This window comes from Brevundimonas intermedia (assembly GCF_004614235.1).
Taxonomy (GTDB): Bacteria; Pseudomonadota; Alphaproteobacteria; order Caulobacterales; family Caulobacteraceae; genus Brevundimonas; species Brevundimonas intermedia_A.
The window spans coordinates 672588-693713 of the sequence record NZ_SPVH01000006.1 but is presented as its reverse complement, the minus strand read 5'-3'; the positions used below and the strand labels follow the sequence as shown (position 1 = coordinate 693713).

Annotated in this window: 15 protein-coding genes; 7 read left to right on the top strand and 8 right to left on the bottom strand. The window is 68.6% G+C overall.

Translation table 11 applies throughout. From position 1 onward, the window contains the following. Positions 1–13 precede the first annotated feature (13 nt). Together EGY25_RS09675 and EGY25_RS09670 are read right to left on the bottom strand one after the other, a co-directional pair. Positions 14–2251: a glycoside hydrolase family 3 N-terminal domain-containing protein gene (locus EGY25_RS09675; protein WP_135194768.1), complete on the bottom strand. Its 2238-nt coding sequence runs from the start codon at positions 2249–2251 to the stop codon at positions 14–16. 235 nt (positions 2252–2486) lie between these two features. After that, complete coding sequence (locus EGY25_RS09670; protein ID WP_167762528.1) at positions 2487–3266, bottom strand: ZIP family metal transporter; 780 nt, start codon at positions 3264–3266, stop codon at positions 2487–2489. A gap of 67 nt (positions 3267–3333) precedes the next feature. Between EGY25_RS09670 and proB the strand changes: the two genes are divergently transcribed. Both proB and EGY25_RS09660 read left to right on the top strand, forming a co-directional pair. Continuing rightward, complete coding sequence (gene proB, locus EGY25_RS09665; protein WP_135194767.1) at positions 3334–4503, top strand: glutamate 5-kinase; 1170 nt, start codon at positions 3334–3336, stop codon at positions 4501–4503. Continuing rightward, the gene (locus EGY25_RS09660) at positions 4500–5777 is read left to right on the top strand and encodes a glutamate-5-semialdehyde dehydrogenase (RefSeq protein ID WP_135194766.1); all 1278 of its coding nucleotides are present in this window, start codon (positions 4500–4502) and stop codon (positions 5775–5777) included. The genes proB and EGY25_RS09660 overlap by 4 nt, the downstream gene beginning before the upstream one ends. 166 nt (positions 5778–5943) lie before the next feature. Here the strand turns inward: EGY25_RS09660 and EGY25_RS09655 are convergent, their stop codons facing one another. Beyond that, positions 5944–8373, bottom strand: coding sequence for a membrane-bound PQQ-dependent dehydrogenase, glucose/quinate/shikimate family (locus tag EGY25_RS09655; RefSeq protein WP_135194765.1), 2430 nt, complete (start codon positions 8371–8373; stop codon positions 5944–5946). 228 nt (positions 8374–8601) lie between these two features. On the opposite strand from EGY25_RS09655, the gene EGY25_RS09650 reads away from it, so the two are divergent. From EGY25_RS09650 to EGY25_RS09630, 5 genes are all read left to right on the top strand, one after another. After that, positions 8602–10029 (top strand): NAD(P)-dependent oxidoreductase, encoded by a 1428-nt coding sequence (locus tag EGY25_RS09650; RefSeq protein ID WP_135195596.1) that lies wholly within the window; start codon positions 8602–8604, stop codon positions 10027–10029. After that, on the top strand, positions 10026–14537 hold the full coding sequence (gene gltB / locus EGY25_RS09645; protein WP_135194764.1) for a glutamate synthase large subunit: 4512 nt from the start codon (positions 10026–10028) through the stop codon (positions 14535–14537). The genes EGY25_RS09650 and gltB overlap by 4 nt, the downstream gene beginning before the upstream one ends. Positions 14538–14572: 35 nt before the next feature. Next, positions 14573–15886, top strand: a complete 1314-nt coding sequence (locus tag EGY25_RS09640) for an ammonium transporter (protein WP_135194763.1) — start codon at positions 14573–14575, stop codon at positions 15884–15886. A 126-nt stretch (positions 15887–16012) separates the two neighbouring features. Then, positions 16013–16435, top strand: coding sequence for an Hsp20 family protein (locus EGY25_RS09635; protein WP_135194762.1), 423 nt, complete (start codon positions 16013–16015; stop codon positions 16433–16435). Between the two features lie 64 nt (positions 16436–16499). After that, complete coding sequence (locus EGY25_RS09630; protein WP_135194761.1) at positions 16500–16751, top strand: DUF1150 family protein; 252 nt, start codon at positions 16500–16502, stop codon at positions 16749–16751. 44 nt (positions 16752–16795) lie between these two features. Here EGY25_RS09630 and ptsN read toward each other — a convergent pair whose 3' ends face one another. The 5 genes from ptsN to EGY25_RS09605 all read right to left on the bottom strand — a co-directional run bounded on the left by ptsN (position 16796) and on the right by EGY25_RS09605 (position 21126). Further along, entirely contained in the window at positions 16796–17260 is a 465-nt protein-coding gene (gene ptsN, locus EGY25_RS09625) for a PTS IIA-like nitrogen regulatory protein PtsN (RefSeq protein WP_135194760.1), read from the bottom strand. Positions 17261–17338: 78 nt separating this feature from the next. Further along, positions 17339–18001 carry a ribosome hibernation-promoting factor, HPF/YfiA family gene (gene hpf / locus EGY25_RS09620; protein WP_135195595.1) on the bottom strand — a complete coding sequence of 221 codons (663 nt, stop codon included), beginning with the start codon at positions 17999–18001 and terminating at the stop codon, positions 17339–17341. A gap of 62 nt (positions 18002–18063) precedes the next feature. After that, the gene (rpoN, locus tag EGY25_RS09615; protein WP_135194759.1) at positions 18064–19563 is read right to left on the bottom strand and encodes an RNA polymerase factor sigma-54; all 1500 of its coding nucleotides are present in this window, start codon (positions 19561–19563) and stop codon (positions 18064–18066) included. A 252-nt stretch (positions 19564–19815) separates the two neighbouring features. Further along, positions 19816–20610 carry an LPS export ABC transporter ATP-binding protein gene (lptB, locus tag EGY25_RS09610; protein ID WP_135194758.1) on the bottom strand — a complete coding sequence of 265 codons (795 nt, stop codon included), beginning with the start codon at positions 20608–20610 and terminating at the stop codon, positions 19816–19818. A gap of 27 nt (positions 20611–20637) precedes the next feature. Then, on the bottom strand, positions 20638–21126 hold the full coding sequence (locus EGY25_RS09605) for an LptA/OstA family protein (RefSeq protein ID WP_245159423.1): 489 nt from the start codon (positions 21124–21126) through the stop codon (positions 20638–20640).

Here is a 21126-nt window from a genome sequence, read left to right as displayed (position 1 = left end):
GCCGTCGCCGGGGTCAACGACCATCGGTGATGGAAGCCGGTCCGATCAGCTGGAAAGTCGCCGTCGCCCCGCCTTGGGCGTGCGGCGCCAGCCACACATCGAACAGGCCCGGCTCGATGCGCCAGGTCTCGTCCGCCCCGATGAAGCCCAGCTGGCGGGGGTTCAGGGTGAAGGTCACCTTCTCGCTTTGGCCCGGACGCAGCGACACCCGCTTGAAGTCCTTCAGCAGCCGCCCCGGCTGGGTCAGGCTGGCGACCCGGTCGTGGATATAGAGCTGAACCAGTTCCTCGGCCGCGCGCGATCCGGTGTTGGTCACGGTCACCGCGACGTTCAGCGTACCGGCCCACTGGAGCTTGTCGCTCTGCATCTCGATCGGCCCATAGCTGATCGCGCCATAGGTCAGACCATAGCCGAACGGATACAGGGCCGTATTGGGCGTCTCGCGATAGCGGGACTTGTATTCCTCGGTCGCCAGATCGGGATTGGCCGGGCGGCCGGTCGTCTTGCGGTCGTAGGAATAGGGTTGCTGGCCCGACTTGTGCGGGAAGCTGATCGGTAGACGCGCCGACGGACCGTGATCGCCGAACAGGACGTCGGCGACGGCATGACCCATCTGTTCGCCCAGGAACCAGGTGACGACGATGGCCTGGGCGTTCTTGACATTGCCTTCCAGCGCCAGGGCCCGGCCGTTGCGCAGCAGGATGACGATCGGCTTGCCCAGGGCCGTCATGGCGTCGACCAGCGCGACCTGCGGCGCAGGCACCACGATCTCGGTGCGCGACTGGGCCTCGCCCGACATGTTCGTCGCCTCGCCGATGGCCAGGACGATGACATCGGCGTCGTGGGCGGCCGCGACGGCCTGGTCGATCCCGCCGTCCAGCGGCGTCTCGACGCCCGAACCACGCGCGATGGTCAGACGCTGGGGATCGCTCATGGCCGCACGGAAGCCGGCCTCCAGCGAGACGCGACGCTCGGGCGCGCCCCAGATGGTCCACGGCCCCCAGACATTGTCCACGTCGTCGGCGAACGGACCGATCAGGGCGATCTTCTGGCTCTTGTTCAGCGGCAACAGCCCATTGTCGTTCTTCAGCAGCACGACCGACTTGCGGCCCGCCTCGCGCGACAGTTCGATATGTTCGCGCGCGCCCACCACGGCCTTCTCGCGCACCGGATCGGTGCCGCGATAGGGATCGTCGAACAGGCCCAGCGCCGCCTTGGTGTTCAGGACGCGGCGCACCGCCTCGTCCAGACGCGCCATCGACACTTCGCCCGAGGCCACGAGGCCGGGCAGATGCTCCAGATACAGGCCCGACACCATCGACACGTCCACCCCGGCGTTGAACGCCAGACGCGCGGCGTCGCGGCCGTCCTCGGCGAAGCCGTGGGCCACCAGTTCCTGCTCGGAGGTGTAGTCGGAGACCACGAAGCCTTCGAAGCCCCATTCGCCGCGCAGGATGTCGGTCAGCAGCTTGCGGCTGCCCGACGCCGGCACGCCGTTCACGTCGTTGAAGGCGCTCATGATCGACAGGGCGCCGGCGTCCACCGACGCCTTGAACGGCGGCAGGAAGACCCCGCGCAGCGTCTGCTCGCTCATGTCGGTGGTGTTGTATTCCATCCCGCCGACGGCGGCGGAATAGGCGGCCATGTGTTTGGCGGTGGCCAGAACGGCGTCGCGGTCGTCCAGCCCCTTGTCGCCCTGGAAGCCGCGCACGCGGGCGGCGGCCAGCAGGTTGTTCAGCAGCACGTCCTCGCCGGCGCCCTCGACGTTGCGGCCCCAGCGCTGGTCGCGCGCCACGTCCACCATGGGGGCGTAGGTCTGGTGTACGGCCGAGGCCGCCGTCTCGATGGCCGCCGCCCGCGCGGTGCGCCGCGCCAGTTCGGTGTCGAAGGCCGCAGCCTCGGCCAGCGGCACGGGGAAGATGGTGGACAGGCCGTGGATCACGTCCGCCGCGAACAGCAGCGGGATCTTCAGCCGGCTTTCTTCCATCGCCACCTGCTGGATGCGGCGGCCCGTCTCGGCGCCGATGCCATTGAACAGGCTGCCGACCTTGCCTTCGCGGATCAGGGCGGTGACGCGCGCGGGATCCCCCGTGCCGTCCAGCGGGTTCACCGCCGTAGGCATCCAGCGGAACGGGTCGGCCAGCAGATTCAGCTGTCCCGCCTTCTCCTCGACCGTCATGGCCGCGATCAGATCCTCGATCTTCTGGCGGTGACGCGCGACGGTGCGGGACGCTTGGGCGGATACAGGCATTGGGAACACTCCGGCGCCCATCAGGGCCAAAAGCCCCAGGCCAGACAAGAAATTTCTACGGGAAGCCGCAGGCTTGAGAGGTCGCGTCATTTAAGCTGGCGCTCCTTGCGGGGGACTAATCGAGCAGCGAGAGCGCAGGCCTAGCCCTTCGCGCCCGACGGCTTCAACCCCCGCCGGCCATGTAAATCGATGTAACGCCCCGGTGCGCGGTCACGCCGCGTTTCATGCAAGGGCTTCATCCCAGGGCGATATCAAGGAACATCATCCCCACCAGGCCGATCATCAGGCCGATCATCGACCCCTCGCCCTTGGACTTCTCGCGGGTCTCGGGAATGATCTCGGCGGTGACGACATAGATCATGGCCCCGGCCGCAAGACCCAGGCCCCACGGCAGGGCGCCCGGCAGCACATCGACCACGCTGGCCCCGATCAGGCCCCCGATCGGCTCGACCAGGCCCGAGGCCACGGCGGCCAGGAAGGCGGGCCAACGCCCATAGCCCAGGGTCGCCATCGCCGCCGACACCGCCAGCCCCTCGGGCATGTTCTGGATGCCGATGCCGATGGCGGTGGACAGGCCCTGATGCATGTCGCCGCCGCCGAAGCTGACGCCCACGGCCGCGCCCTCTGGGAAGTTGTGCAGGGTGATGGCGATGATGAACAGCCAGATGCGCCGCGACAGGTCGCGCGACCCCGCCGGGCCGATGGCCAGCATGTCCACCGGCGCGAACCGGTTCATAAGGCCGATCACCGTCGCCCCGATCAGCACCGCCGCAGCCATCACGCCAGCCGCCGCCGCCTGGCTGGCCCCGCCGGCCTGCAGCACGTCCACGCCGGGAATGATCAGCGAGAAGAAGGACGCCGCCAGCATGACCCCGGCGGCGAAGCCCAGCAGGGCGCTCTGGGTCTGGACACCCGCCTTGCGGAAGAACAGCAACGGCACGGCGCCGACCGCCGTCATCATGCCCGCCGCCAGACTACCGAGACCGCCGGCCGCAATGGGGGAAAGAGATTCCATCATTCGCCTGCATTGCGGCGCGATGCGGCAAGAGACAAGCCCGAATACTCGCGTTAGAGAAACCGTCATGTCCCAGGCCGTCGCCCTCCCCCCGAGCCCAAGCCGTGGAGCTGACGCTGCGTCGGCCCTGGCGGCCGCGCGGCGCGTCGTGGTCAAGATCGGTTCGTCCCTGCTGATCGACGCCGCAACGCGTCGGCCGACGCGCGACTGGCTGGCGGCCGTCGCCTCGGATCTGGCGGCGCTGAAGACCGAAGGTCGCGAAGTAATCGTCGTCTCGTCCGGCTCCATCGCCCTGGGCCGAGGCCGTCTGCCCAACCTGGGCGCGCGGCTGGAGGACAAGCAGGCGGCGGCGTCCGTCGGTCAGTCCCTGCTGATGGCCGCCTGGTCGGAGGCGCTGGCGCCCCACGGCCTGATCGCAGGCCAGGTGCTGCTGACGCGCGACGACACCGAACGCCGCCGTCGCTGGCTGAACGCCCGCGCCACGATCCAGGCCCTGCTGACCCACGGCGTCATCCCCATCGTCAACGAGAACGACACGGTCGCCACCGAGGAAATCCGCTACGGCGACAACGACCGGCTGGCGGCGCGCACGGCCCAGCTGGCGCGGGCCGATCTACTGATCCTGCTGTCGGATGTAGACGGTCTCTACACGGCCGATCCGCGCCGCGACCCGAACGCCGCCCACCTGCCCCTGATCGAGACCCTTAGCACCGACATCCTGGCCATGGGCGGGGGCGCCAACGCCGATGCGGGCGTGGGCACCGGCGGCATGGCGACCAAGCTGGCGGCGGCCCAGATCGCGCGCTCGGCCGGCTGCGCCACCCTCATCGCCTCCGGGCAGCTCCTGTCGCCGCTGAGCGCTATTCGCGACGGCGCGCGCGCTACCCTGATCGCCGCGCCCGACGGACCGATGGCCGCCTACAAGCAATGGATCGCCGGCAGCCTGTCGCCGGCCGGAACCCTGACGCTGGACGCCGGCGCGGTCACGGCGCTGAAGGCGGGCAAGAGCCTTCTGCCCGCCGGGGTCACGGGCGTGTCCGGCGATTTCGAGAAGGGCGACTGCGTGCGCCTGACCGACCCGGACGGACGCTCGGTCGGGGTGGGTCTCGCCGCCTACGCCGCCGACGAGGCCGCGCGCCTTCGCGGCCGCCGTTCCGACGAGATCGAGACCCTGCTGGGCTATCGCGGGGCCTCGGTGCTGATCCACCGCGACGACATGGTGCTGGACGACCGATGACCGATCTGAAGACCCGACTGCTGGACCCCCAAATGCTGGAGATGGGCCAGCGCGCCCGCGCCGCCGCAGCCGCGTTGCGCGAAGCTCCCGCCGCCGCCCGCACCCGCGCGCTCGAACTCCTGTCCGCAAAGCTGGCGGCGGCCGAGCCCGCCCTCCTGGCCGCCAACGCCCGTGACGTGGACGCCGCTCGCGCCAACGGCATGACCGAGGCCCTGATCGACCGGCTGTCGCTGACGCCCGCCCGCGTCGCCGGCATGGCTCAGGCTGTCGCGACCATCGCCGCCGTGCCCGACCCTCTGGGCGTCGAGACCGAACGCTGGACCCCCGCCAACGGCCTGGACATCGCCCGCGTCCGCACCCCCATCGGCGTGCTGGGCGTGATCTACGAGAGCCGACCCAACGTCACGGCAGACGCCGCCGCCCTGTGCATCCGCTCGGGCAATGCGGCCATCCTGCGCTGCGGGTCCGACTGCCTCCAGTCGTCGCTCGCCATCGCCGCCCTGATCGCCGAAGCCCTGGCCGAGGCGGACTTGCCCGCTGACGCGGTGCAGCTGGTGGACACGCCCGATCGCGAGGCCGTGGGCCTGATGCTGACCGGCCTGAACGGCGCCATCGACGTGATCATCCCGCGCGGCGGCAAGAGCCTGGTCGCCCGCGTCCAGGCCGAGGCGCGAACGGCGGTGCTCAGCCACCTGGAAGGCCTGAACCACACCTATCTGCACGAAGCTGCAGACCTCGACGCCGCCCGCGCCATCGTCCTGAACGCCAAGATGCGGCGCGTCTCGGTGTGCGGCGCGACCGAGACCCTGCTGGTGGACCGGGCCGGGGCCCAACGGTTGTTGCCCGCCGTCGCAGCCGACCTGATCGCCGCCGGCTGCGAACTGCGCGGCGACGCCGAGGCTTGCGCCCTGGTCCCCGCCATGATCCCGGCGACCGAGGCCGACTGGATCACCGAATATCTGGCGCCCATCCTGGCGGTGCGGATCGTGGACGATCTGGACGCCGCCACCGACCACATCGCCCGCTACGGCTCGGGCCACACCGAGGCCATCGTCACCACCGACACGGCCGCCGCCGAACGGTTCGCGGCGCGGGTGGACAGCGCCATCGTCCTGATCAACGCCTCGACCCAGTTCGCCGACGGCGGCGAGTTCGGCTTCGGCGGCGAAATCGGCATCTCCACCAACCGCCTGCACGCCCGCGGCCCGGTCGGCGCCGAACAGCTGACGACCTACAAATACGTCGTGCGCGGCCGCGGCCAGATCAGACCCTGACCTTCTCCCTCCCCGCTCCGGGGAGGGTGGCTGAGCCGCAGGCGAAGCCGGGTGGGGACGGCCCGGTAAAGCATCCCCGAACGAAAAAAAGCGGCTCGTTTCCGAGCCGCCCCCACCCGGTCGCAGGCGCGACCACCCTCCCCCGCCGGGGGAGGGATAAAACGCCTCAGCCGCGTTGCGGCAGAGCATAGGCGATGACGTAATCGCCCTCCGGCGTCTCCATGAAGTGGTGGCCGCCGGCCATGATGACCAGATACTGGCGGCCGTTCTGTTCATAGATCATCGGGTTGGCCTGGCCGCCCGCAGGCAGGACGTCGGACCAGACCGTCTTGCCGGTCTCGATGTCGATGGCGCGGATCAGGTCGTCGGTCGCCGCGGCGATGAAGATCAGGCCGCCCGCCGTGACCACCGAGCCGCCGTTGTTCGGCGTGCCGATCTCAAGCGGCAGATGCGAGGCGATGCCCCACGGGCCGTTCTTGCGCGCCGTCCCGAACGGGCGGTCCCACAGGGTCTTGCCAGAGCGCATGTCGATGGCGGTGATGCCGCCGTACGGAGGCTCCTTGCACAGCAGGCCGGTCCACTTCACGCGCCAGCCGGCGTTGACGTCGATGGCGTAGGGCACGCCGATCTGCGGATCGCCTGCGCCTTCGCCCTTGGACAGGCTGCCGCCGCGTTCGGCCGCTTCCTTCTGTTGCTGGATGTAACGGGGGTCGTCGCGCGGGAACCAGCCCTTTTCGTTCGCCTCGGCGCGGGGCACCAGCCGGTTATAGTTGGGCATGTCGTTATAGTTGGCGACGATCACGCCGCGCGCCGGATCGACCGCCACGCCGCCCCAGTCCGAGCCGCCGTTGTAGCCCGGATAGTTGATGTAGTGGTTGGTCGAGGGCGGGGTGTAGTAGCCCTGATAGTTCGCCTTCTTGAAGTTGATGCGGCACATCATCTGATCGATCGGCGACATGCCCCACATATCCGCCTCGACCAGGTTCGGCTTGCGAAGGGTGGCGAACAGCGAGAACGGCTGGGTCGGCGAACGCTGACCCTGTTCCGTGCCGCCGGTGGTCGGAACGCGACGCTCCTCGACACCGTGCAGCAGTTGGCCCGTGGCGCGATTGAACACATACATATCGCCCTGTTTGGAGGGCAGCAGCACGGCGGGCACCACGCCGTTCGCGGTCGGATAGTCGATCAGCGTCGCCTGCGAGCCGAGATCGAAGTCCCAGACGTCGTTATGCACCGTCTGATAATGCCAGCGCGGCTTGCCGGTGGTCACGTCCAGAGCGACCAGCGAGGTCGAATACTGTTTTTCCAGCGGACGGCGCGAGCTGGACCAGTAGTCGGCGGCCGAGTTGCCCATCGGCAGATAGACCAGGCCCAGGGCCTGGTCGCCCGTCGCCGTCGTCCACATGTTCGGCGTGCCCGGCGTATAGGTTTCACCCTCGGGCGGCAGGCCGCTGCGGTCGGGGCGCATCATGTCCCAGGCGAAGCGCAACGCGCCGGTCTCGACGTCGAAGCCCTGGATCACGCCGGACGCATTCCAGCGCTTCTGGCCGTCCAGAACCTGATGCCCGGTGACGATGATCCCGCGCACGATGACGGGGGCCGAGGTGATCGACACCATGCCCGGATAAGGATCGCCCATGCCGGTCTTGATGCTGACGGCGCCGTTCTGACCGAAGGCCGGGCACGGACGGCCCGTCCGCGCGTCGACCGCGACGATGCGGCCGTCCAGCGTGCCCTCGACGATCTTGGTCGCGCAGGGCTCGGCCGGATTGGCGTTGGGCCGCGCATGATAGGTCACGCCGCGGCAGGCGGCGGTATAGGGGATCTGGTCGTCGGCGACCTGGGGGTCGTAGGTCCAGATCTGCTTGCCGGTGGACGCATCGAGAGCGAACAGCTTGTTGCGCGCCGAGCAGAGATAGACGGTGTTCCCGACCTTCAGCGGCGTGGTCTCCGCACCCCATCGCTCGCCGGGCAGATCGCCAGTGCGGAAGGTCCAGGCCCGTTCCAGCTGGCCGACATTGTCCTTGTTGATCTGGGTCAGCGGCGAATAGCGCTGGGCGCTGTCGGTGCCGCCATAGGCCGGCCAGTCGGCGCCGGTCTTCAGCAGGGCCGGGTCGTTGTAGCCGCCGCGCACGCCCGGAACCGGGCTCATCACCTGGGCCTGATTGGCCTGGGCGACCGCGAAACCGAACACCACGGTGAGAACCGCAAGCCCCAGCGCCCCGAAGCCCGCCGTCTTGCCCCCGCCCCGCGACCGCAGCACCGGCAGGGTCGCCAGAACCAGGAACATCAGCACCAGAGGGCCGACCAGGCGCGGCACCAGGGCCCAGCCGTTCAGGCCCTTTTCCCACAGCCCCCAGATCACCGTGGCGACGAAGACCGCCCCATAGACCCACGCCCCGCGAACGTCGCGATAGACAAGCAAAAGGCCTGCTGCGATCAGCGCCAGACCCGCGAGCAGATAGTACCAGGAGCCGCCCAACATCACGAGCTGGACGCCGCCGACGGTCAGCACCAGACCGATCACGGCCAGCAAAAGACCGAGAAGCAGCGTCAGCCACCCTCCCGGTCCGGTCGGGGTTGTCCATCGCGGCATGATCGCACTCTCTGGCTGCATATTGAGCCTCGGCAACGCTCGGGCTCCGCTCAGGTTCCTAATTGTCGCACCCAGGAACCAAAAGCCGTTGCGCTGCACACCGCTCATCAGAGCAACTTTTGACGACGAAACATCCGCAATTGGATGATTTTTTCTTTTTCAGCGCCCGAGAACCGCCCGCGGCAATAATATTTGCCTTGAACCGAGCGTTTGCGGCATATGCGCGGTATGCATAAGACCCTGAAGCAAGGCGGGACTTTCGTCGTCGAACCACGCCGCCTCTCGAAGGCCACAGCCGAACTGCGCGCGCGCGGCTTCGGCGAGATCACGATTCCGCCGTCCACCGAGACGGCCGAGAAACAGGCGTCGCGCTGCACCGACTGCGGCGTGCCGTTCTGCCAGAACGCCTGTCCGCTTCAAAACAACATCCCCGACTGGCTGCGCCTGTCGGCCGAGAACGAACCGCGCGAGGCCTGGCGCGTCGCGTCCCTGACCTCGACTATGCCTGAGATCTGCGGCCGCATCTGTCCGCAGGACCGGCTGTGCGAGGGGGCGTGCACATTAAACCAGTCCGGCTGGGACGCCGTGACCATCGGCTCGGTCGAGGCCTGGCTGGGCGACCAGGCCTTCGCCAACGGCTGGGTCGAACCGATCCGTCCGGCGGCCGAACGCGGCGAAACGGTCGGGATCGTCGGCGCCGGCCCGGCCGGCATGGCCGCCGCCGACCGGCTGCGCTCCGAAGGCTATCAGGTCACCGTCTATGACCGGCACGACCGCGCCGGCGGCCTGCTGATCTACGGCATCCCCGGCTTCAAGCTGGAGAAGCACGTCGTCCAGCGCCGCGTGGACCGGCTGATCGACGGCGGGGTCCAGTTCGTGCTGGGCTGCGAGATCGGCAAGGACGTGACCCTGAGCGAACTGCGTCAGCGCCACGACGTGGTCCTGCTGGCCATGGGCGTCTATCAGCCGCGCATCCTGTCGGCGCCGGGACGGGGTCCGGATTCGACCGTCGCGGCCCTGTCCTATCTGACGCACCAGAACCGTCGCGACCTGGGCGACGCCGAGGAAGACGGCTGGCACGAGGCGCGCGGCAAGCGGGTGGTCGTGATCGGCGGCGGCGACACCGCCATGGACTGCGTCCGCACCGCTGTGCGTCAGGGCGCGGCCTCGGTCACCTGCCTATATCGTCGTGACCGCGAGAACATGCCCGGCTCGGCCCGCGAGGTCGTCAACGCAGAGGAGGAAGGCGTCGTCTTCGAATGGCTGGGCGCGCCCAAGGCCCTGCTGTCCCAGGGCGACACCGTCACCGGCGTCCGCGCCGCGCGCATGCAGCTGACCGAAGCCGCCCCCGGCCAACGTCGCGACATCGTGCCCGTCCCCGGCGCCGACTTCGACATCCCGGCCGACATCGTCATCGAGGCCCTGGGCTTCTCGCCCGAGCCGTTCGCGGCGCACGAGCCCGATCTTCGCCTGCGCGACGACGGCACGATCAAGGTCGGCTCCGTCAGCTTCGCCACCAGCCTGCCCGGCGTGTTCGCTGCCGGCGACGCCGTGCGCGGCGCCTCCCTGGTCGTCTGGGCCGTCCGCGAAGGCCAGGACGCCGCGGCCGAGATCGACCGCTACTTCAAGACCCGCACCGAGGAGGTCGCGGCATGACCTGGCTGACCAAGTACAACGAGACCCGCGACCGACTGGAAGCCGGCAACGCCTATGACCGCGCCTCCGAGCGCGACGCCTGCGGCGTGGGCCTGGTCTGCTCCATCGACGGCACGCCGCGCCGCGACGTGGTCGAATATGCGATCCGCAGCCTGAAGGCCGTGGCCCACCGGGGCGCCGTCGATCCTGACGGCCTGTCGGGCGACGGCGCCGGCATCATGTGCGAACTGCCCCAGGGCTTCTTCGCAGAACAGGTGGCCTCCATCGGCCAGTCCTTGCGTCCCGGCCCGATCTGCGTCGGCCAGGTCTTCCTGCCGCGCACCGACCTGGGCGCCCAGGACCGCGCCCGCGCCATCGTCGAGACCGAGGCCCTGCGCGCCGGCTTCTGGATCTATGGCTGGCGCCAGACGCCCATAGACCTGTCGGTCGTGGGGACCAAGGCCGGGGCGACCCGGCCCGAGATCGAACAGATCATGCTGGCCCCGCCGCTGGACGACGCCGGCCAGCCGCTGGACGGCGAGGCGCTGGAGCGCGAGCTGTACCTGTGCCGCCGCCGCATCGAGAAGACGGTCAAGACCGAGAACCTGGCCGCCGTCTATATCTGCACCCTGTCCGCGCGCTCCATCGCCTACAAGGGGATGGTGCGGGCCGAGCTGCTGGGCGACCTGTATCCCGATCTGGAGGATCCACGCTTCGTCTCGGCCTACGCCGTCTTCCACCAGCGCTATTCGACCAACACCTTCCCGGAATGGAAGCTGGCCCAGCCCTTCCGCATGATGGCCCACAACGGCGAAATCAACACGCTGAAGGGCAATCTGAACTGGATGAAGTCGCACGAGATCCGCATGGCCGCCCAGGCCTTCGGCGACCGTGACCGCGAGGTGAAGCCGGTGGTTCAGCCGGGCGGATCGGACTCGGCCGCCCTGGACAATGTCATGGAGGTGCTGGTCCACGCCGGTCGCCCCGCGCCTATGGCCAAGGCCCTGCTGATCCCCGAGGCCTGGGCCAAGGACGACGTGGTCATGCCGCCCGAGCACCGGGCCTTCTACGCCTATTGCAACGCCGTCATGGAGCCGTGGGACGGCCCTGCCGCCATCTGCGCCGCCGACGGCCGCTGGATCGTGGCGGGCAAGGACCGCAACGGCCTGCGCCCCCTGCGCGCCGTCGAGACCGTCGATGGTTTGCTGATGGCCGGGTCGGAAGCCGGTCTGGTGCCCATTCCCGAAAGCCGGGTGAAGCGTCGCCTGCACATCGGCCCCGGCAAGCTGATCGCCGTCGATATGAAGCACGGCCGTCTGTACGACGAGCACGAGGCCATCGACGCCCTGTCCGCCGCCCACCCCTATACCGAGTGGCTGGACAATATGGTGGACCTGGAGCCGATCATCGGCCCCGGACCCGAACCGCGCTCGGCCTCGGGCGAGGCCCTGACCCGCCGTCAGATCGCCGCCGGATACAGCCGCGAGGACCTGGACCTGCTGCTGGACGCCCTGGTGCGCGACGGCAAGGAGGCTGTCGGCTCCATGGGCGACGACGCCCCGCCGGCGGTGCTGTCGGCCCTGCCGCGTCCGCTGTCGCACTATTTCCGCCAGAACTTCAGCCAGGTCACCAACCCGCCCATCGACCCGCTGCGCGAAGCGGGCGCGATGAGCCTGAAGACCCGGTTCAAGAACCTGGGCAACATCCTGGCCGAGGAAGAGGCCCAGACCGACGTCTTCGTGCTGGACAGCCCGGTCCTGACCAACGGCATGTACGAGCGGATGGTCGAGACGGTCGGCGCCGGTTCGACCGTGGTCATCGACTGCAGCTATGACGTGCCGGGCGAAGACGCCCGCTCGGGCGCCGGCCTGCGCGCGGCGCTGGACCGGATCATGGACGAGGCCGAGGCCGCCGCCCGCGACGGCGCGGCCCTGATCGTGCTGACGGACCAGGCCGGATCGGCCGAGCGTCTGGCCGCGCCGATGATCCTGGCCACAGCCGGGGTCCACGGACGCCTGACCAAGGCGGGTCTGCGTTCCTACTGCTCCATCGTGGTGCGCACCGCCGAGACGCTGGACCCGCACGGGTTCGCCGTCCTGGTCGGGGTCGGCGCCACAACCGTCAACGCCTGGCTGGCCCAGGACCTGTTCCAGGAGCGTCTGGACCGGGGTCTGTATCCCGGCCTGACGCTGCGCGACGCCTGCCTGAACTACAAGGCCGGCATCGAGGCGGGCCTGCTGAAGACCCTGGCCCGCAAGGGGATCAGCGTCATCTCCGCCTATCGCGGCGGCTGCGAGTTCGAGGTGCTGGGCCTGTCGCGCGCCCTGACCGCCGAGTTCTTCCCCGGCGCCCCGTCACGCATTTCCGGCATCGGCCTGGCCGGTCTGGAGCAGGCGGCGATGAAGCGGCACAAGGTGGCCTGGGGCGAGGCCCTGCCCTCCCCCGCCATCGGCGGCTTCTTCAAGATCCGTTCGGGCGGAGAGGCCCACGCCCACGAGGCCAAGACCATCCACCTGTTGCAGGACGCCTGCAACCGGGGCGACTATCGCCGCTTCAAGCAGTTCTCTGACGCCGTCCGCGCCCAGGCCGATCTGTCCCTGCGCGACCTGCTGGACTTCCGCGAAGGCGTCGCCATTCCAGTCGATCAGGTCGAGAGCGTGTCGGACATCCGCCGCCGTTTCCTGACCCAGGCCATGTCCCTGGGCGCGCTCGGCCCCGAGGCGCACGAGACGCTGAACATCGCCATGAACCGCATCGGCGCCCGCTCGGTCTCGGGCGAGGGCGGCGAGGATCCCGAACGCTATCACCCGCGCGCCAACGGCGACGACGCCAACTCGGCGGTAAAACAGGTGGCCTCGGGCCGGTTCGGCGTCACCGCCGAATATCTGAACCAGTGCCGCGAGATCGAGATCAAGGTGGCCCAGGGCGCCAAGCCCGGCGAGGGCGGTCAGCTGCCCGGCTTCAAGGTGACCGAGTTCATCGCCCGGATGCGCCACGCCGTGCCCGGCACCACCCTGATCTCTCCGCCGCCGCACCACGACATCTATTCGATCGAGGACCTGGCCCAGCTGATCTATGATCTAAAGGCCATCAACCCCGATGCGCGGGTGACGGTGAAACTGGTGTCGGCCTCGGGCATCGGCGCCATCGCCTCGGGGGTGGCCAAGGCCAACGCCGACGCCATCCTGATCGCCGGTCACAACGGCGGCACCGGCGCCTCGCCCCAGACCTCGATCAAACACGCCGGCCTGCCGTGGGAGATCGGCCTGGCCGAGGCCCACCAGGTGCTGACGCTGAACAATCTGCGCGGTACGGTGACGCTGCGCACCGACGGCGGGGTCCGCACCGGCCGCGACGTGGTCATCGCCGCCATGCTGGGGGCCGAGGAATACGGCGTCGGCACCGCCGCCCTGATCGCCATGGGCTGTCTGATGGTGCGCCAGTGCCATTCGAACACCTGCCCCGTCGGCGTCTGTTCCCAGGACGACCGCCTGCGCGAGAAGTTCACCGGCACACCCGACAAGGTCGTGAACCTGTTCACCTTTATCGCCGAGGAGACGCGCGAGATCCTGGCCTCCATCGGCGCCCGCACGATGGACGAGATCATCGGCCGCACCGACCTGTTGCGTCAGGTCCGGCGCGGCGGGTCGCACCTGGACGACCTGGACCTGAACCCGCTGCTGGTTCAGGTGGACGAGGGCGCGGCCGGCAAATGGGCCGACAAGACGACCCGCAAGCCCATCGCCGACAGCCTGGACGCCCGGGTGCTGCAGGACGCGGTCCGCTTCCTGGATCGCGGCCAGACGCTGGAACTCAGCTATCCGCTGAACAACACCCAGCGCACGGTCGGCGCCGCCGTGTCGTCCGCCATCGTGCGGCGCTTCGGCCCTCAGGGTCCGGCCGGTCGTCTGAAGCTGCGTCTGGAAGGCATCGCCGGCCAGAGCTTCGGCGCCTTTGCGGCCAAGGGTCTGGAACTGCATCTGACGGGCGAGGCCAACGACTATGTCGGCAAGGGCCTGTCGGGCGCCGAGATCTCGGTCCGCACGCCCGAATGGCGCGAGGACCAGCTGATCTGCGGCAACACCACCCTGTATGGCGCCACCTCCGGCCGACTGTTCGTGGCCGGCGCGGCGGGCGAGCGGTTCGCGGTCCGCAACTCGGGCGCCGAGGCGGTGGTCGAGGGCCTTGGGGCGCACGGCTGCGAATATATGACCGGCGGCCGGGTGGTGGTGCTGGGCTCGGTGGGCTGGAACCTGGCGGCGGGCATGAGCGGCGGCGAGCTGTTCGTGCTGGACCAGCCGGGCTTTGCCGAGCGGGCTCTGAACGGCGACCTGGCGGGCGTGTCCGACATCGACGCGGCGGCGGCCGAACGGCTGCGCGGCCTGGTCGAGGCGCACCTGGCGGCCACCGCATCCCCGCTGGCTCGACGCCTGCTGGGCGACTGGGGCAACACGCTGCAAAGGTTCGTGCGGATCGTTCCGCTGACGGACATTGTCCCCCGGTCGGAACGGCTTAAGACTTCCGCCTGACCTCGTTTTCTTCCTCTCCTCCCCGAGACGAATCCATGACCCGACACGCCGCCCTCGCCGCCACACTCGTCGCGGGGGCGGCGTCGCTGGCGTCTCCCGTCCTGGCGGCCCCCGCCCTGCTGGCGCACCAGGCGCCGCTGGTCATCGACACTGCGGCGACGGCCTGGATCCTGACCTCGACGGCGCTGGTGCTGCTGATGACCCTGCCGGGCCTGGCGCTGTTCTACGGCGGCATGGTGCGCAAGAAGAACATCATCAGCGTCATCGCCCAGTCGGCGGCCGCCTTCGCCATCGTCTCGGTGCTGTGGTTCCTGGTCGGCTACAGCCTGTCGTTCGGCAAGGGGCCGGACGCGATCAACGGCTTCATCGGCGGGGTCCAGGCGGCCTTCCTGAACGGAGTGACGGCCCAGACGGCCCACAGCCTGCTGCCCGGCCTGCCCGAACTGCTGTTCGTCAGCTTCCAGATGACCTTCGCCATCATCACCCCGGCCCTGATCGCCGGCGCCTTCGCCGAGCGGATGAAGTTTTCGGCCAGCCTGCTGTTCTTCGCCCTGTGGCACCTGATCGTCTATGCGCCGATCTGTCACCAGGTCTGGGGCGGCGGCTATCTGGGGGGACTGGGCGTGCTCGACTTCGCGGGCGGGGCGGTGGTCCACGTCAATGCGGGGATCGCCGGCCTGGTCTGCGCCCTGGTGCTGGGGCCGCGTCACGGCTTCGGGCGCGACAACATGGCCCCCGCCAACCTGGTCTACAGCGCCATCGGCACCGGCCTGCTGCTGGTCGGATGGCTCGGCTTCAACGCCGGATCCGCCGGCGCGGCAGACGCCTTGGCCGCCACGGCCGCCTTCAACACCATCCTGGCCGCCGGCGCTGCGGCGCTGGGCTGGATGACCATCGAATGGTTCGACCGCAAGCGCCCGACCCTGCTGGGCCTGTTGTCCGGCGTCGTCGGCGGCCTGGTGGCCATCACCCCCGCCGCCGGCTTCGTCGATCCCAAGGGCGCCTTCTTCATCGGCCTGATCGCCGGCCCGGCCTGCTATGCGGGCGCGGTCTGGCTGAAGCGCGCGTTGAAGTACGACGACACCCTGGACGCCTTCGGCGTGCACGGCGTGGGCGGCATCGTCGGCGCCCTGTTGACCGGCGTCTTCGCCACCACCACCGTCAACGCCCTGTCCGACGGCGCCACGGTGTGGAAACAGGCCATCGGCCTGGGCGGCGTCATTGTTTGGAGCGCGGCCGGCACCTTCGTCGTCCTGATGATCTGCAAGTTCACCACCGGCCTGCGCGTGACCAAGGACGAAGAGGTCGAGGGGCTGGACTATACCCAGCACGGCGAGGCCATCCACTAACCGGCCCACAGGGCGCGGGGCGCGGGCGGTTGATCCCGCCCCCGTCCGCCCCCATCTTCATCTGTGACGGAAGGTCTTGCCGATTGCGGGAGACCGGCCGCTCGGTCGCTTTATTCGAGGACCCAGATGACGACGACGCGCACCATCCTGTTCGACAGCCCCTTCCTGCTGGGGTTCGATCACACCCGCGCCCTGATCGACCGCGCCGCCAAGGCGACGGCCGAAAGCTATCCGCCCTACAATGTCGAACAGATCGGCGAGGCGGGCGTGCGCATCAGTCTGGCTGTCGCCGGGTTCGCGCCCGACGAACTGGCCATCACCCTGGACGGCCGCCAACTGACCATCGCGGGCAAGCGCGACGACGCCGGCAAGGGGGAACAGGCCTTCCTGCATCGCGGCATCGCGGCGCGGGGCTTCGTGCGCAACTTCGTGCTGGCCGACGGTTTGGAAGTCGAGGGCGCCCGGCTGGAGCATGGCCTGCTGCACGTCGACCTGATCCGCCCCGAGGCCGAACGCCAGGTGCGGCGCATTCCGATCACGGTCGGCTGAAAAGCACAGCCGTTCGAACCGCCCGGCGATCCGGGCGTTGTAAAACTCAAAGGAGGCGGTCCTAATGACGCCGATGACGATGACCAAGGAAGATTTTGCAGGACTGGGCGCCCCCGACCTCGTCTATGTGCGAGAGATCAAGGCGGCCGACCTGCTTGAAGAAGCGGTCGAGATCAAGGACGTGGACCTCAATCCCGGCCAGTCCCTCTATGCCGTTCACAGCGCCGACGGTGAACGTCTCGCGGTCATGATCGACCGCGACACCGCCTTCGCCGCCGCCGTGGCGCACGAGTTGGAGCCGGTTTCGGTTCACTGATTGCAAGGATGGGCGGGGCGTGACGAACGCCGCCTTCATTATGCTCAGGCGGCGGTAGCGGCCGTATCCTTGACGAACAGGGCCCGGATCGCATCCGTCGTGCGCGCCTGACGCAACTGTTCGCGCAGTTCCGGCGACCGAAGCGCGCGCGACACCGCCGCCAGCGCCCGCAGATGCTCAGCACCCGCCTTGGACGGGGCGTACAGCCCAAAGATCAGGTCCACCGGACGATCGTCCACGGCGTCATAGGCCACAGGCGTATCCAGCCGCACGAAGACCGCCGTTACCTGGCTGACTTCGTCCAGACGCGCATGCGGCACGGCCACGCCGGATCCCAGCCCGGTCGATCCCAGCGCCTCGCGCTCCATCAGGGCGTCGAAAATCCGCGATTCGTCGATGCCCAGGGCGTGAGACGTCGCCTCGGCCAGCGCATGCAGCGCCTGTCGCTTGGACGACGCGCCGCCGCGCAGCACCACGCCCTTGGGCGCGAGCAGATCACCGATGTCCATCAGACAACCTCGATACACGCAGAGACACGGCGTGGGCGCCCGTTTAGAGGCTCCCGCGCCGAAGTCAAACTTGGCTGTTCAGTTCACTGAGCCGTTGGTCTTAGACTTGCCATTGGTCGCACTGGCGATTTCAGGGTCGATCCAGCCCACATTGCCGTCCGGGCGACGATAGACCACCGCCAGCCCGCCATGGGCCGCATTGCGGAAAAGGACGACGGGATAGCCCGTCATATCCAGCTCCAGAACCGCACGTCCGACCGTGATGGTGCGGATTTCGTGCTCGGTCTCGGCGATGACCATGCCCACCGGCGGCGGGCCGTCGTTCTCGCCCGTGTCGCCGAAGACATCATCCTCCACGCTGTCGGGATCACGCAGCACGATGCTGCGTGCGACTTCGCGGGCGGCGTTCTCGGTCTTCTCGGGCGACAGACCCTTGGGTCCGATGTGGTGATCCTTGAGCCGACGCTTGTAGCGACGGACCCTTTTTTCGAGCCGATCCAGCGCCTCGGTGAAGGCGGAATGGGCGTCGCCGCCCATGCCGGTCGTCACCAGAGTCTGGCCCGACGCGAGGCGGACCCAACAGTCCACCTTGAAGTTGTGGCCGTCCTTGGACACCACGACCTCGGCGTCTTCACCGCCTCGGGCGAAGTATTTTCCGACCCCGTCTTCGAGTTCCTGGGAGATGCGCGAGCCTAACGCTTCGCCGACATCCACTTGCTTGCCGCTCACTTGGACTTGCATACGCATAGAACGCTCCCGACCGGATTTGGTGTCAATCGGGATCACCGTTTTGTGGTTACGCTTCAGGCGGTCTTCATCATCCGGCGGCGCTCGACGGACGATGGAATTCTCAAGGCTTCCCGATATTTGGCGACGGTTCGGCGGGCGATGTCGATGCCCGTTTCCTTCAGGATTTCCACAATCTTGTCGTCGGACAGGACGTCGCCCTCCAGGCCCTCGCCGTCGATCATCGACTTGATCCGGTGACGGACGGCCTCGGCCGAATGGGTCGACGCCCCGTCCACCGACTGGATGGCGGCGGTGAAGAAGAATTTCAGCTCGAACACCCCGCGCGGTGTGGCGATATATTTGTTCGAGGTGACGCGGCTGACCGTCGATTCGTGCATGCCGATGGCGTCGGCGACGGTCTTCAGATTGAGCGGTCTCAGGAACTCGACGCCAAAGGCCAGGAAGGCGTCCTGCTGGCGCACGATCTCGGACGACACCTTCAGGATGGTCTTGGCCCGCTGGTCCAGCGATTTGACCAGCCAGTTGGCCTGGGCGGCGCAGTCGGCGACGAAGGTCTTTTCCGTATCGGACCGCGCGCCCGCCTGAACCAGCCCGTGATAACGCTTGTCCACCAGCAGCCGCGGCAGGGTGTCGGCGTTCAGCTCGACCCGCCAGCCGCCGGCCGGGTCGGGCCGCACATGGACGTCGGGCGCCACCGTCTGGGCCGGTTCGCCGCCGAAGCCGGCGCCGGGGCGCGGCGTCAGCGCCTTCAGCTCGGCGATCATGTCGGTCAGGTCTTCGCCGTCGACGTCGCAGACCCTCTTCAGTCCCGCCAGGTCGCGCCGGGCCAGAAGGTCCAGATTGTCCAGCAAGGCCGCCATCGCCGGATCGAACCGATTGCGCTCGATCAGCTGCAGCTTCAGGCATTCCGGCACGGACCGCGCCATGATCCCGGTCGGCTCGAATCCATGACAGACGGCCAGAACCGCCTCGATCCGTTCCAGCGACACGCCCAGCCGGTCGGCGAACTCGCTCAACTCGCCGCGCAGATAGCCGCCCTCGTCCGTCGCATCGATCAGGGTCATGGCGACGCCGTGATCGGCGACCGAAAACCCGGCTGAGGACGCCTGGGCCTGAAGATGCTCCCACAGGGTCAGTTCGTGCGTGTCGGGCCGTTCGCCGTTGCCCTCGAACATCTGGCCGCCCTTGCCGGCGCTGGACCAGTCCGACAGCCCCGGCTGGGCCTCGTCGGTCATCCGGTCGCTGGTGCGCTCGCCCGGCGCCGCGTCGCCATAGACATCGTCGGATCCGGCATCCATGCCGGACACGGACTCATGCCCCACCCCGTCGCCGAAAGACATTTCGCTGTCGGACGTCGCCTCGACCCGCTCGACCGGCTCGGGCGTCTCGCCCTCCGGCTCCTCGCGTTGCAGCAGCGGATTGCGTTCCAGCTCGGCCTCGACGAAGTCGTCCAGCTCAAGGTTCGACAGTTGCAGCAGCTTGATCGCCTGCTGCAGCTGGGGCGTGATGACCAGCCCCTGCCCCTGCCTGACCTCTAACCTTTGCCCGATCACGTTCGAAATCTTCCCGCCCGTCCGCCAAGTGGCCCGGAACTTGCTGGGGCAGAATGTCGCCTAAACGGTTAACGCGAGACGAACGCCGAATCGTCTCCTCCCTGTCGCGCAGCGATGGGGAGGTGGCGCGGCGCATCTTCGCGCCGTGACGGAGGGGCTCTTCAACGCATCGCAGGCGTCTGGGGGACTTCAAACAGCCCCTCCACCGCTGCGCGGTCCCCCTCCCCACAAGTGGGGAGGAGACTAGGCGGATCAAACGTAGTTTTCGCCCAGATACACCCGGCGCACTTCGGCGTCGTGGACCGCCTCGTCCGAGGTGCCTTCGAACAGCACGGCGCCGTTCGAGATGATCGACACCCGGTCGGTGATGTCCAGGGTCTCGCGCACATTGTGGTCGGTGATCAGCACGCCGATGCCCTGGCTGGCCAGGTAGCGGATCACCGTGCGGATGTCGGCGATGGCCAGGGGGTCGATGCCGGCGAAGGGTTCGTCCAGCAGCATGAAGGACGGCCGCCCGGCCAGCGCCCGCGCGATCTCCACCCGCCGACGCTCGCCGCCCGACAGGGCGGTCGCCCCGGCATGGCGCAGGTGGTCGATATGCAGTTCGTCCAGCAGCCGGTCGGTCTCGGCGCGGATCTGGTCGCGCGGATAGTTCAGCTCGACCACCGCCTTGACGTTCTGCTCCACCGTCATGCCGCGGAAGATCGAGGCTTCCTGCGCCAGATAGCCCAGGCCCATGCGGCTGCGCTGATACATCGGCTGGCCGGTGATGTCCTCGCCGTCCAGCCAGATCGTGCCCGAGTCCGGCGGGATCAGGCCGGTGATCATGTAGAAACAGGTCGTCTTGCCCGCGCCGTTCGGGCCCAGCAGGCCCGCGACCTCACCCCGCTGCACCGTCAGAGACACGTCGCGCACCACCTGACGCGCCCCGAACGACCGGGCGAGGTTCAGCACCCGCAGACCCTTTTCCGCAGGCGAGACCACCGGCTGCGGCGTCGTCGCCGGCCGGTCGTCCAGGTTCAGGGCTGACAGTTCCTTGCGCGCCAAATGCTCAAGTCCAGACGGCCGACGGCCTCAGTTTGCGTTGGGGTAGAAGACGCCCTGCACGCGGCTTCCGGCTGCGCCGCGCGGCGCGCCGTCCATGCGGGCGGCCTCGGTGTTGATGTTGTAGACCAGGCGCGAGCCGGTCAGGACGTTCTTGCCCTGGGTCAGGACCACATTGCCCGTCACCACGATCTCGCCATTGCCCAGATTATAGACGGCGCGGTCGCCGCGCATCGACTGATCCGGGGTGACGAAATAGACGGTGCCGGCGGCCTCCGCGCGCTCCAGATCGCCGCCCGCGCCGCTGACCAGGGTCAGGGTGTCGGCGCGGAAGCGGTTGCCGCCCTGCGTCGCTTCGGCCCGGCCTCTCAGGATGATGCGGTTGGGGCCGTATTCGACCGAGTCCGCGCCATAGGCCACGGGCTGGTTGCCCGTTTGTGATTGCGCGTCGCCGACGGCCGGCAGGGCCACGACCGCCACGGCCGCGACCGCCGCCAGAGTCTTTGAAATCTTCGTCAT